This window comes from Bacillus sp. DB-2 (assembly GCF_003315125.1).
In the GTDB taxonomy this organism is placed as follows: domain Bacteria; phylum Bacillota; class Bacilli; order Bacillales; family Bacillaceae_G; genus Bacillus_A; species Bacillus_A mycoides.
On the sequence record NZ_QNRN01000010.1, the window covers coordinates 12,019 to 26,674 of the forward strand.

General features: G+C 28.7%; 9 protein-coding genes and 3 pseudogenes. 3 read left to right on the forward strand and 9 right to left on the reverse strand.

Going from position 1 to position 14,656, the window contains the following annotated elements; genetic code table 11:
* Window positions 1-457: 457 nt before the first annotated feature.
* From DET63_RS30680 to DET63_RS17570, 9 genes and pseudogenes are all read right to left on the reverse strand, one after another.
* Window positions 458-724: pseudogene (locus tag DET63_RS30680) on the reverse strand (ArpU family transcriptional regulator); the annotation flags it as partial.
* Window positions 725-1,204, reverse strand: a pseudogene (locus tag DET63_RS17535) (IS3 family transposase); the annotation flags it as partial.
* A 245-nt stretch (window positions 1,205-1,449) separates the two neighbouring features.
* Entirely contained in the window at window positions 1,450-1,758 is a 309-nt protein-coding gene (locus tag DET63_RS17540; protein ID WP_078175295.1) for a helix-turn-helix domain-containing protein, read from the reverse strand.
* Window positions 1,759-2,089: 331 nt separating this feature from the next.
* A complete protein-coding gene (locus DET63_RS17545) occupies window positions 2,090-2,803 on the reverse strand; it encodes an ABC-2 family transporter permease (RefSeq protein WP_033729679.1) in 714 nt (237 codons plus the stop codon).
* Window positions 2,804-2,818: 15 nt separating this feature from the next.
* Complete coding sequence (locus DET63_RS17550) at window positions 2,819-3,544, reverse strand: ABC transporter permease (protein ID WP_002016820.1); 726 nt, start codon at window positions 3,542-3,544, stop codon at window positions 2,819-2,821.
* 2 nt (window positions 3,545-3,546) lie between these two features.
* On the reverse strand, window positions 3,547-4,452 hold the full coding sequence (locus tag DET63_RS17555; RefSeq protein WP_078205483.1) for an ABC transporter ATP-binding protein: 906 nt from the start codon (window positions 4,450-4,452) through the stop codon (window positions 3,547-3,549).
* 72 nt (window positions 4,453-4,524) lie between these two features.
* Window positions 4,525-6,627, reverse strand: coding sequence for a peptidase domain-containing ABC transporter (locus tag DET63_RS17560; protein WP_113937324.1), 2,103 nt, complete (start codon window positions 6,625-6,627; stop codon window positions 4,525-4,527).
* A gap of 14 nt (window positions 6,628-6,641) precedes the next feature.
* Entirely contained in the window at window positions 6,642-9,470 is a 2,829-nt protein-coding gene (gene lanM / locus DET63_RS17565; RefSeq protein WP_113937325.1) for a type 2 lanthipeptide synthetase LanM, read from the reverse strand.
* A gap of 91 nt (window positions 9,471-9,561) precedes the next feature.
* Entirely contained in the window at window positions 9,562-9,729 is a 168-nt protein-coding gene (locus tag DET63_RS17570) for a type A2 lanthipeptide (protein WP_016090584.1), read from the reverse strand.
* A 1,313-nt stretch (window positions 9,730-11,042) separates the two neighbouring features.
* Between DET63_RS17570 and DET63_RS17575 the strand changes: the two are divergent.
* The 3 genes and pseudogenes from DET63_RS17575 to DET63_RS17585 form a co-directional block, all read left to right on the forward strand.
* Window positions 11,043-11,418: pseudogene (locus DET63_RS17575) on the forward strand (aldo/keto reductase); the annotation flags it as partial.
* Between the two features lie 483 nt (window positions 11,419-11,901).
* Complete coding sequence (locus tag DET63_RS17580) at window positions 11,902-13,554, forward strand: pyridoxal phosphate-dependent decarboxylase family protein (protein WP_113937326.1); 1,653 nt, start codon at window positions 11,902-11,904, stop codon at window positions 13,552-13,554.
* Between the two features lie 104 nt (window positions 13,555-13,658).
* Window positions 13,659-14,303: a GNAT family N-acetyltransferase gene (locus DET63_RS17585; protein WP_113937327.1), complete on the forward strand. Its 645-nt coding sequence runs from the start codon at window positions 13,659-13,661 to the stop codon at window positions 14,301-14,303.
* Window positions 14,304-14,656 lie beyond the last annotated feature (353 nt).

Consider the following 14,656-nt stretch of genomic DNA (forward strand, 5'->3'; position numbering starts at 1 on the left):
GTATATTTTCCGACTAAATTCAACATTTATTTCACTTATTGCATAGTTATTAAAATGATGAATAAAATTCATATTTATACCGTAAAAGTTCATACTTTTATTCAATTCAAGCATAAAAAATCATTTAACTAATAATTCTAATTACTTTTTATAAAGTAATCTCATATATATTTATTAAAATATACACTCTAATTTATATCCCGAAAATAAATTCAAGAATACTCCAACTGATCACTATATATATTTCTAATAACTTAAAATAATTAGCTACTTCATCATAATAGGGATGAAAAATAGACAATTTAATATAATGTCTTTTAATTCTATCATTACATGTAGGACAAGACATAACTAGATTCTTGGGATATATTGAAAACAACGGGAACTTGGACTTTGGTAAGAAATGATCTATTGATACACCCGCTATCTCTATCTCATACCAGTCACAATATGGGCAGACTCTCTCGTTTGTCAGAAATTTACGCTCTACAATATTACGCTCATCTTCATCAAGTAAATTATTAAGCGCCTTTTCTACCTGCTGCACCTTCCATTTACTCGGATTCCTTGAATCACGCAACTCAGGGAACAAACTGATTCCTTCTTGCTCCACTTCATTACTGAATCACATCTTAAGTGCCCTGTATTCCTTTAATACGCTTACTACTTCCTTTTGTACTTCCTTATCATCGATAGCTGGTAATAAAGTTAATTGTCTCTCCATGAAGTCTGCCTTAAAATGACTAAAAAAGCTCTCTATACATGCATTATCGTAACAATTCCCCTTCCTAGACATACTCACAGTTATTTTGTGCTTTTTAAGTAATTGGTTATATTTTTTTGACGTATACTGATAACCTCGGTCGCTACGTAATACTGTTTCGTGGGCTTTTCTTTTTCTTAAGGCTTTATTGACTGTATCTGTAACTAATTTCAAATTGTTGTATTCGCTCATTTGGTAGGCCACAACTTCGTTATTGTAAAGGTCTAGTATCACTGAAAGATATATGCGCTTATTATTAAAGGTAAGATAGGTTATATCTGTAACCCATTTTTCATTTGGCCTTGTAGTTGAAAACTCTCTATTTAACAGATTTTCCGACACGATACATTGTTCTTTCAAACCAAAATGCTGCCACTTTTTCTTTCGGATCTTAGCTTGTAGCCCCATTCTCCTCATTAAACGATATACTCTTTTGTTAATTACCTATAAACCATAATAATTTTTGAGCCATATACAAATTCTTCGGTAACCATAGCTATCATTTATATCTGGATCTCGTTCGCATTCTCCTATTTTAGACATGATAAATTGGTCCTCTTTCATCTTTTCAGAGGGATTGTTGATTCTTTTTTCCCACTTATAATATCCACTTCTTGAAACACCTGCAATTTCACAAAGCAATACAATTGAAAAATCCTGTTTTAAGGTATGAATGACCTCATATTCTACTGATTTACTTTTTTTGATCTCATCCCCCTTTTCGTATCTAATAGTTTTTTTAAGTATGCATTTTCCGCTTCTAATCGTTGTATTCTAGCATCTTGACTTATTTCATTTGTTTGTTTAGATCTTCCCCGTTTTTCTTGTAGGCCCAGAATACCTTCATTTTTATATTTTTTAATCCATCTATCTACAACTGAATATGTAACTCCTAATTCCTTTCCGATTAGCTTGCTTCCAATTCCTCTATGTAAGTACAATTCAATAGCTTTCATTTTAAAATCAATTGAAAAAGTTCTTCTAATTTTCCCCATAAAAAATCCCCTCCATAATAAACAGTAAAGTAACTTTCTTTCAACTGTCTACTATAAGGGGATCATATCAGGATACAGAAATCATCTTTTTGATGTTGCCTAACTTTTTTCAAAATGTCCTTTACAAAGGATACAGATTACTTTTGTGCAGCTACTTTTTTTACAGTAAATTAGTAATAGATATTCGAACGACCATAAGTGACATCTTTCATACTTTAGCTTCTTAGAATTCAATAGCACTTGATCAGCCTCGACTTAACGTATCGAGACCCATGTTGTAGTAACTACAACATGTTTTAATATTATTAATGCTACTCTCCCCATTTTAACTTTAATTCCATCTCATTGATTTTTTATTATATAAAGTAGAAAACATAAATATACAACTTAGTAATGATAATAGATATACAATGAGAATAATATACAATTGTTTTGTTCCAATGCTATCAAAATAAAGACTCATAATTGGATATGACCAAGGGAATAGTATCCAATAGTTTGTATGAGAGATAAAAAAGCTACCAAGTCCACCTATAACCCCTACTAATAATGAAAGTAACGGGATTTTATAAAATATTATATTTATTAAAAAATGTAGATTCACAATAATTAAAGAGCTAATTACCAGAAAAAGTATAGAAAAACTTAAACTTTGATAAACAGTCCCTAGATTATCAACCGTTAATACTATAGGTATACTAGTTATGATTAAAGCACATATTAAATAACAAAAAGTAATTATTAAGCAAAAGAAAAACTTATTACTTAATATAGTTTTTAAAGTGATCCCATGATAAATAGCAGACATATATCCTTTTCTTCTGAATTCATTTACAAAAGAAAATGACACTAATAGACCTATCGCAATAGGTAAAAATAACCTACAAAAAAGGCTCAGAATCGCTATATGCATGGCAACGCCATCTTTTAATTGAGCCGATACAGTTAGAAAAACTTGAAAACTAATTGGTATCAACAGAAATACTAGTAACAGGATATACAATCCATTATGAAGACTTTTTTTATATTCACCTAAAATACCCACTTGTTTCACCCTTTATTATTCATATGTATAATATTTAAAACTCACAGTCAATAACATAATTCCTAAAATATATATTGAAGAACTTGCAAGATATAATAAAATAGTTGTTTCTTTAATCATTACGTCACTTACTATATTCAATGCATAAAATATTGGAAATGTCTTTGTGAATATTGCAGGGAATAATCCATATGTTACGCTAAAAAAAATCCAAATAACTGACAAGGACGCCGCAAGAATTCCCTTTTTTATAATTAAATGAAAAAGCAATTGAGAATATGGTATTGCTAAAGATAGAATGGTACAAAGTATAAACATTTTTAAAAAATAAAGTATGGATATTTCATATCCATTTATAAAAATATAGATACCCATAACCGAAAAATTTAAAATATTAAAAATCAAATAGAACAGTATAAACAATAAATTTTTAGATACCAATAATTTTAATTTTGAAATTGGCTTTGTATAAATAATGGCCCAAGTGCCATATTTATTTTCAGAAGAAATGATAAGATACCACATACAAGCAGAAAAAATGCTTAACGTTAGTGTATTAAAGTTTACTGTAATTGCTATAAGATTTGTAGATTGAAACATGTCAGGATTATTCTTGTTAAAAATAAAATAACTTATACACAAAAAGCTTGATAATAATGAAAAAAACAAAGAATATAATAATAATTTTCTCCCACCAATTTTCCTCATCTCACTATTCACACTTTTAAAGATAAATTGCATTATTAGAGTAACTCCTTTTGTTTAGTTAAAGTTAAAAATACTTCCTCTAATGTTAGCTTTTTAGGGCTAACTTCAAAAATATCTATATCATTTTTAATTAATATTCTGGTTAAATTAGGAACACTATCTTGATCTATTATTAGTTTGAATACCCCTTCTTTTTCTATGCTATAAGGTATACCCTCTGTATTTAAAATCCTTTCTGTGGCAGTAGTGTCATTAACATGAACAATATATTCTCTAGAAGTAATAATACTGTTTAAATTCCCTTCATAGAGTATGGTACCCTTATGTAGTAATGCTATGTGATCTGCTATCATTTCAATTTCAGCTAAATTATGACTAGAAATAAATATTGTCTTCCCCTCATTTTTTACTAAATGAAGTAATAAACGCCTTATCTCGTGTACTCCCTCTGGGTCTAATCCATTTGTCGGCTCATCAAGAATTAGTATTTTAGGATCATTAAGAATAGCAAAGGAAATACCTAGCCTTTGTTTCATTCCTAAAGAAAAATCTTTAACTTTTTTATCTTTTGCTTTATATATTCCTGTAGTTTTTAATACTCTATCTATTTCATCTAAAGGCTTATTAATCATTTTTTGTACATAGGCTAAATTTTCATATGCTGTCAAATTAGGATAATAGGTAGGTGAATCAATAAAACAACCCACATTTTCAAATAATTCTTCTTTCCATTCTTTGATATCTTTATTATTAAATAATATCGATCCTTTATCTAATGGAATTAATCCTAATAGCATTCGCATTGTTGTTGTTTTCCCTGCACCATTTGGTCCAATAAAAGCATATAAACTTCCTTCAGGAACAGATAAGTTTAAATTCCTTACAATGGATTGATTGTCAAAAGACTTTGTTAAATTTTTAGTTTGAATTGCTAATTTCATTTTGTTCCTCACTTTCTCATTACGAAATAAAAGTAAGTATCTATTAAATTCTGGATTTATTAGATATTCTATTTATCCTTTACCTGATGTTTGCAATTTGGATTTAGAAAATATTTCTCGTTGTTCTAATTTTTTATCAGTAAGTTCATAGACTCTATCTACACGCTCTAAAATATTTTCATCATGAGTGATAATAATCTTAGTGGATGGTATGGCAAATATATTTTCAATAACAGCATTTGCCGTTTCTCTATCTAAATGGTTAGTTGGTTCATCTAAGATAAGAATCGGATATTCTTTCATGAAAAGACGTAACATAGCTAACCTTTGTCTTTGACCACCGGAGAAATTTGTTCCTCCCTCAGAGATAAAAATATCATTTATACTTTGAAATTGAATATAATTACTTAGATTTAATTTATCTATAGCATTCTGGATATTTGAAGGGTCATAATTTATATTAAAGTAAGATAAATTCTCAGATAGACTTCCTCTAAATAAAACTCCATCCTGAGTCATTAGTCCTACCTTTTTTCTTAGTTCCTCACTGTTCCAATCTTTAATATCTCTATCGTCTATTAATATATTCCCCTTATCGGGAGTATGCAATTTTAATAATAAGTTAGCCAAAGTGGACTTACCACTGCCACTTTCTCCAACAATGGCAATACTTTCGTTATTTTTAATGTTCAAACTTAAATTTTCTATTATTTTTTTGTCATCAAAACTAAATGAGATATTATTGAATTGAATTGAGCCTCTAAGAATGTTTACTTTAGTATCCGATCCATCTTTTTCTAGTTCCTCTTCCAAGATGTCTAAAGTTCTTAATAAAAGTGGTTTAACTGAATTCCAATTTAAAATTGATCCTATAATTGTTGAAACCGGAGAAAATATAATACTAGATATAGCAATAAAGAAGAAAATATTACTTAAATCCTCTTCTCCTTTACTAAAATTATAAAATCCTACAGCAAGCATTATGATAATAAATATTGTTGATAGGGAACTATTAAATGATTCTAAAGCATTTTGTTTTAGCGCTCGTTTATGTACCGTATCTAGGTATTTATTATAATCTTTTTGCCATACAGATTTAATTCTAGAAAAAATCCCAGTAGCCTTTACAAAATACATCGCTTTTAATGATTCATTAATTTTCCCTCTATGTTCTCCTAGGTAATACGTTTCGACTAAATTAGCATTATATATAAATTTCCCTAAGGAAATATTGATAAATAGGGAACTAGCAATAAAAAATATCAATATTAAAGTATAAAAAGTCTCAGTATATAATAGATACATCAATAATGGAATGATCACTACTATTGATATAATCATTTCAATTAGATCCTCTAAAATATATCCTCGTATTGATTCTAGGCTCATGATTCTTACATTTAAATCCCCTGCATGACGTGTAGTAATCTTTTCTATGGGGGTATTAAACATATGCTCAAAAACTTTTGTTGTACTTTTTCTATCAATTTCTTTTTGAAATTTTACTTTTATAATTGAAGTTATAGATTTTATCCCTATAACAACGATTAAACTTCCCAATATAATTAAAAGGTATCTTACATCCACTTCCTTTGAAGCATTCAAAATATCCATAAATTTTTTCAAAATAAAGGGGAAAGCAAGAATTGAGATTTGTGCTAACAATGCTAATAGTGCTAGTAAAATAATCTGGCTAGGAGATACAAAATGATCAATATATCTAAGTAGTATATGTTTTTCACGCCTTTTAGTATTTGGCTGTATATCTTCTTTGTTTTCTATTAATAAGATGTAGTCACAGAACATTTCTTCAAAACTTCTTATATCGATTACCATTGGCCCTGCCTTAGGATCTACAATATAAAATTTATTTTCTTTAACCCTTTCAATAATTACAAAGTGATTAAAGCCCCAAAATGCTATCATCGGCTTTTGTATTCTTTGTAAATCAGTTATATTTTCGATCCGATATGCAGTTGCAGAGAGTCCATACGATTCACTAACTTTTTTAATATCCAACAAACTCCATGCCGATTTTTTATTAATGATTTTACTATTTCTAATTTCCGAAGCTTGTACTGTTAAACCGTAATAATGCATAATCATCGCTAGACAACTAGGCCCACAATCAAAAGATGTCATTTGCGGTATAAACTTAATTTTCTTTCTTAACATATTTATCACCTATTCTAGGCATTAAAGTATAAAATGCTATTTAGTTTATTATTCTCTAACCTTTGTAAAAAATACAAAACACTTCCTAAACCTGTAAATAATGCGATTTTATGGGGATTAAAATCTTCTATATCAAAATTATCCAAAAAGTTATTTGTTACTTTCATAACAATTTGTTTTTCATTTCTCTCTAGCATACCTCTATTTTCTAACTCCAATAAAAAGTCTAGTTTCCCCATTAAACCATGACATAAACAATAATCACTATTTTCATGTAATGTACTTAAGATTTGTTTTTTAAAAAAGATTAAATCTGATTGTATATCTTCATTTTGATATGATTCTAAAATTTTAATTCTTGATATTCCCATTCCACTAAACCCTTTACACCAGCTATCTGTATACTCATATTCACTCATACTCATTTTCTCACTTTTATGTATACCATGTATTACTCTATCGTACTTATTGGTTTTTAATATGTCTTTTAACTTATAAAATGCGAGAAGTTGTCCTGATAATCCATGAACAAACCCCTTTAATGAATCTTCTAAATTTAGAGTATCGTGAGCTTTCCAATATACAAATTCATCATGTGTTTGCATATTATTGACAATGTAGTCACCGAGATTTTCAGCCACTTTAAGCAATATTTTATACTTAGGATTAATTTGATAGAACTTAACTGCCGTTAAAATTAGACCAGCCGAACCCCCTAATATATCAAAATGCTTATCGTTATATTTATTTTTTTCAATATCGGAGTTGATATCCATAAATATTTGCAATATCACCCTTTCATCGATAGAGGTTATATGCGGTAAATTTGTTAAATAGTAAGAAATAATGGCATTAACACCATTTACAAAACCATAATTATTTTTATTTTTGTTTAATATTTCTTGCAAGGCTTTTTGTTCGAGTTTATTTATAATTTCAATCTGATTAGGATCAGCATTATTTCTCAGTAATGAACTTATTCCCAATAATCCATCATATATCCCACTATTCAAATGGTTTATCTCAAGCTCCCCTTGCCAATTTGTTTTTAATGCAATAAAATCTACATCACCGTCTTTTGATATATAACTGCCATCAAGAATTTTCCCTGTAATTGCTTCTTTTATTTTATTTGTAGGTAAATTAGTTCGAAAATTAATTGTTTCCTTTACTGTATTCAGCTTATATAGATTATCATTTTGATTAGAAAGGGATATTTCTATAATTTTTCTTTGTAATAAAAAGTCAGCATATGAAATTTTTTTAAATTTCATTTCTAAATCTATTTCATTACTTGATAAACTTTCGCAAGACTCCCATTCATACTTATTAAAGAAATATGGAACATCATAGGATAATAGTGCCTCTATCTCTTTTTGAATAATATCTTTCCTAGTAGCCAAGTATATGTTTTTTTCAAGAATATTCCGCAAATACTTTATAGTCTTTAATTTATTCTCTAATAAATCCGGAACATTTAGTCTCTCTAATAAAAGAGTATAGACTTTTGTATTTCGATATACTTTTCGATAATTCCATTTAGAAACACTTTTTTTCAATATATGCATATATTCCTCTTTATTTTTTAAAACTGAATTATATGCATTCTCAAAACCTTTAATAATATCATTTATATAATTATCATACTCGTATATATCATCGTTAAAAAACGGTAAATTCTGAACTGTATCTTCTACTATTGTCTCTTCTCTTATTTCAATTGGATTCGATGTAAATTCATTTTTTATTTTAATTGTTTTTACCAAAGTCTTCATTACTCTCCCAATTGCACTGTAATCTCTTATTACCTCTCTACCTCCACTAAACCTTATAGGTAGCATTCTAGAATTTAATACTGAATTAGATAATATAAAACTACTGGTTTCTTCAGTAATACTTTGATTTAATGTACTTCCTAATGTCTCAAAATCAATTATGACTGGTGAGGATTGTTTAGCTATGATATTTTCATTATGTATGTCACTTCCATTAATCAAATACATTACAGAAAGCACTACACCTAAATTATAATAATAATCTTTAATTTGCTCATTAGATTCACATGATTCATGATTAATGTATTGCATATATCCATAATTTCTTTTATTAACTACTTGCGGAATAAAGATATCTGTATTTAAATCCTTATTCAGTTGATTAATTAAACTATGATATAAGATAGAATTTTTCAAATCGACTGGTTTTAAAATTACCTTATTATTAAATTTATCTTCTAAAAGTATTGTTCTCTTTCCATTATTATGATAGTCACCTAGGTTAATAATTTTTTCTACATGCATAATATTAAAACCCGACATTTTATGAATTTCTTTTTGATCTTTTTCAAGAGCTCCTTGTAACCAAATCATATAATTTATTTCATTTTCAATTATTGTAAAAATTTTTTCGTTTAATACAGGTAACATTTTAAAAAAATTCATATGAAAATTTTTTAAATGAAAGAAATTCTTTGTAAAATACTTATATTCTTCATTGGTATCCATTCCTATTAAAGCATTTTCTACTCTAAGTTTATTTATGTATACAATTAAGGATGGCCTTAATACTTGGTATAGTCTTTTTTCTAAATCAAACATTATCGATTCAGAAACCCTCTCAACATTACCAAAAAAATCAATTTTATTTATTATCATATTTTTAAAGAATACTACATATGTTTGTATTATTTTTTGAAAGTTATAGTTTTCGTCATTCTTAATGACATCATTACATGAAAAATCCTCTAAAAAGATAACAAAATTTTTTTCTAGGTATTCTTTTGTTACTAAAGAATGTGATCCATTATCTATTGTATTCAAAATTCCATGTGAATTATTTTTCATAATAACCTCTTCTTTTTATAGGTAGGAGAAACAGTTAAAAATTCATTCTCATTAAAGAGAGTAAGGCCTTTCGCCTTACTCTCTTTAACTATTAGTAGCATTTTTTACAAATTCTTTGTCCCATAATCGTGACGCATGCCACAGGCACATTCCAAGGACAATCTTTAGTTAAAGTTTCAACCCAACCAGGTCCCGCACCACCAACTAATTGTTCAATCTCTTCATCTTCTACAACTTGTAAATATTTTTCAGTTTCCATTTCAATACCTACCTTTTTGTTTTTTTGAAAATGATGTTATAAATTCAATAATTTACCACAACATTGTCTGGAAATAATATACCATCAAATATTCAAAAAAAAAAGACGTATTTTTAAAAAATATCTAAAAAAATAAAATAATAAGATAATTTATTATAAAAATATATTAATAATAAACATATATATTATTTAACTGGCTAAAATTTAAGTACCATTTTTCCAACTGATATTTTGTATTTCATAGATTTGTTACCATCATTGCTGATTATTAATTAAAATAGTTCTTTTAATACCTGAGATGACACTTGAGAATTGTAATGAAACTTGTTAAGTTAAAATTTCTAAGAAAAAACTTTAAGTGATTGCCTGTTCATCAATTCATAATAGTCCTGTCACTTCACTTATATACATAAACCTATTTCATAAGATTGATAATCTATCTAATACTGTTTTAGATAAATTATTAATTTTTTAAAATAGAAATCAGATTTATAGAAGATATACCCCCAAGAATATTTTACCATAAAAAGGACTAATTAACTCTTTTTTTATTATATAAGGCATCACCAAATAAGTTTAATCACGAAATTATTTTAATATATTTAATTTATCTTACAGAATTTACGATGCGTATAAGCCTCTGTAAGACTTTATGTATCAATTTTGAATTGCACAACATGTTAAAAATAAAAAAGATAAGATTGAAAGTATATTCAATTCTCAATTTCATTTCTTCCAAAAATTGTATATAATCAATTCTCTTGATCCTCGCTATTCTACCAAATTAAAAGCAACACATTATTTAGTTATAGGTTTATATTATTTTACATTTAACGAAAGAATTCTCCTTCCTCAAGCGTGTGAAGGGAGCTAGCCCAACGGTAGATGGGAGATGAATTTCGGTTTGGCATAGCCAAAAACTTTTGATAAACTAGCTATATGAAGTTCTTTGATAACTTGATATATGAGGTTTCAGGAAGAAAATAGAGTGTGAAAACCAAGCCATTCGGTTCTTGCGTAAAATATCAACCGTACCAAGAGAGCATCCAAGCGTTGGACATCTAGTGTTGAACCCCCCCAAAGTAACGCCCAGGGAGACGAGAAGCTCCCACTTCAAGCTTTGAAAAGTGGCGAGTAGTTCAAAACGTATGGAATTAAGACCTAATAATGATAATATACAGGAAAATATTCTACTAAATTTCGTTATCTTTCCAGAAAAAGAACCTGTTTTCTATAGAAAACAGGTTCTTTTTCATTTTTAATTCCCCGCTATACATTCTTATATTTTATGTACTCAAATAATTAAGATTTATAAAGAACCTGAAAAAGACATCCTTCCTTATATTGAAAAACATAATTTAGGTGCTGTGATTAGAGGTCCACTTAAGATGGGGATTTTAACTGGGAAATTTAATCATGAAACTCAATTTCCAGGCGACGATTTAAGAAAAGATTGCCCAAAAGAAAATTGGTTTAAAGATAAGCTTAAATAAAGTAGAGAAATTACGTTCACTTATACGATCAAATCGAAGTCTCACGCAAATTGCCTTGCGGTATGTTTTAAGCCATCCAGCCGATTCAGTTGCTATTCCTGGTGCAAAAAATTCTAATCAGGTTGAAGAAAACTCTTCACATTTAACTCGCCCATTATTATTAGATAATGAAATTGAATTCATTAAAAAACTTTGATCGAATAATTATTCTTCCAAAAAAATCATGCTGATTTTACTACCAAATCCATACTACTACTTCTTCTCCTCTAGAACATATCTTTAACACTTCCACCCTATTTTTTTATCTTTTCCCAACAATATCTACAGTTTATAAGGTAGTTAAGCCCTTATATTCAACTACCTTATAATAGTTCTACATTATATTAAAATATCTACTACACTAGTTGAATACATGTTAGACAACATACAAATTAAATAAACAATTAATTCAGATATATTTTTAGAAACTTCATTATCTCACAATTACTTTTTTTAAAATCAATCAAAAAATTTTTCTTTACTTTAAATTCCATAGTTCATATAATTTTCTATGGAATTACATTTTTTTCTAAATATCTCCTCGTTTCTAAATATTTGAAAGGATAATTACAAATTATTATACTCTTTTGTTTAACCAAGTAAAATAAAAATCCAGATTTTCACAAGGAGAAGTGACTGCATGCAAGATATTTTAAAACTATTTCCGAGCGTTGACGGAAATGAAGAAAAACAACAACTTTTATTAGAATCTATGCAGAAAATAATTAAAAATCTTGACCGATTAAAAGATGAAGGGCGAGCTACTTTAGGTAAATGTGAGGAGAAGTCAGAAGGTTACTACAATAGCTTAATTCAACAAAGCCATATACCACTAGCTGGAATTACTATGTCTGAGGTTATAGAAGAGCTAAACCAATTTATGAATGGCCATCCTTATCCAAATAAATACTACTTGTCTAACGCTGTACCACTACCAAGTATTCCATCACTATTGGGTATACTAACCATGGCACTTTTAAATGGTAATGGCGTCTGGGACGTTTATGGTCCAGGGGCAGCTGAAGCAGAAGTAAAAGTTGTATCCATGCTTTCAAAACTGATTGGTTATAATCCACATAATAGCGGTGGTTATACAACATGGGGTGGACAAGGTTGTGTATTTTCGAGCTTACGTTTAGCAATTTCTAAACAATTCCCATCAGCAAAAGAACATGGCGCTCCACAAAATGTATATTGCTTTGCTTCTGAAAATGCACATTATAGTTTATTAAAGTCAGCTGAAGCAACTGGCATTGGGACAAATCACTTAATAAAAGTGAAAACTGATCCTTATACAAACTCTATGGATATAGAAGATTTAGAGAATAAAATGATACAAGTTATTGAAAATGGCGGTATTCCCCTTTATATTCTAGCTACTATGGGGTCGACAGATACTTTTACCATTGATGATATAAAAAAAATTAAAGAGAGTGCTGAAACAATACAGGAGAAATATAAATTAAAACCTATTTATATCCATGCTGATTCTGCAATGGGCGGATTCTATAGTTTCTTTAATAATTATAGTTTTGAAGAAAATTCACTCTCATTTGAACCTAATGTGAAAAATGCCTTACAATACGTACAAGATAAAATGCAATATATGTCCCTTGCTGATAGTGTATGTTTTGATTTTCATAAATTAGGACAAACACCTTATGCTTCAAGTATTTTAATCGTAAAAAATCATACTGATTTACAACTGATGGACATTGAACAAGATGATACACCTTATCTTGGTAATAGATCATATGGGAGTTATCATACAGGCTATACTTTAGAATGTTCACGAGCTGGTAGTGCTATTCCGATGTATATCAATCTATTAGCCTTTGGAATTGAAGGATATCAAAAATTACTAGCAAATTATGTTCGTGTAAATCTATTATTTAGAGAGAAGTTGCGTGAGGCTCTACCTCAAGTCGCAATCACAAATGATTTTACATATGGACCAATTACAACCTTCCGTTTCTATATGAATGGAGATGGCCAAGAAAATTGGAAAAAAGAACGAATAGGTCTTGCAACAAAAAAAGAGATTGAGGATACAAACCGATTAAATATAGAACTATTTAATTACCTAGGAAAAAATCGCGATCAAGTATTTTTTGGTGATACAACTCGTTCTTGTGTAGTAGATGTAATAAACAGTTATGATAGAAATCCGATTTCTACATTAAAATTCTTTTCTATCTCTCCATATACAACTGTTGAATGTGTAGATGAGATCGTAGAATTTCTTTATAAACATATTTCGATTGCTACTAAACAGATTTATTCATATGTTTAATAACCATATTTGTTAGCGCTTTAATAATTAAATTTAACTAAATTAAATAAAACTTTTTATTCTTTTAATCACTATTAACTATATCAGGAAAAGAGGAAAAACATATGAATATAGAGCTACTAGATATACACCACGTGAAAGATGCAGCACATTTACTTGCACATTCTTTTGTGAATAACGAACCTCTTGTAAGCAGTTTACAAATTCCTTTTGCTCCTTTTCACAAAATGTGCGAAGAAATGATAAAACAAGCTGTATCTCAAGCTATGTCATTTGTAGCAATTGAAAATTTTCAAATTGTTGGGGTTCTTTTAACAAGAAAAGTAACCCAACCACTAATAGATAAAGATAAGGCGACTGAACTATGCCCACAAATGGATCCTATTTTTCAACTTTTAGATACATTAGAGACAGAATCTATTGAGTTTTCTCATTTAGATAAAGAAAAATTGGTCTATCTAGATATGGGCGCTTGTCATCCAGATTGGATGGGAAGTGGGGTAGTCACTACTCTTCTTTCACATGCTATTCAAGAAATAAGTAAAAGAGACTTTGATTTTATTGCTGCTTGTACAAATAAAATTTCTCGAAAAATCTTAAAAAAGCTGTATACAACTTTTGAAGTTAATGAAATAGTGTATAGTAAATTTCCTTATAAAGAAACATATCCTTTTGCTAACACAACAACTTCCTTAGCAGCTCAATTACTATATATACCTCAATCCCAATTCGTCATCAAGGCCATATAAATTTGTGAAGAAGGCTAGCTGTACTTTTGTGCAGCTGCTTTTTTATATAGAGTAAATTAGTAATAGATATTCTAACATAAGTGACACCTTTCACACTTTAACTTCTTCGAATTCAATAGCTACTTTCTCAGCATGCCTTACTTCTCTGCTTAACCTACCTAAAGATCCCCTTCTATTTATTAAAACATGTTTCATCATGTTTTAATAAATACGCTCCATTATTTCATCTATACAAGTAACTTAAATACTTTTCCCTATTTTAAGTCCAACTCTATTACATTCCTGCTAATAAATAGCATGTTATATAACTATATAAAAACTCTACCAAATCATTAAAGGAATCTCCTTTCCCC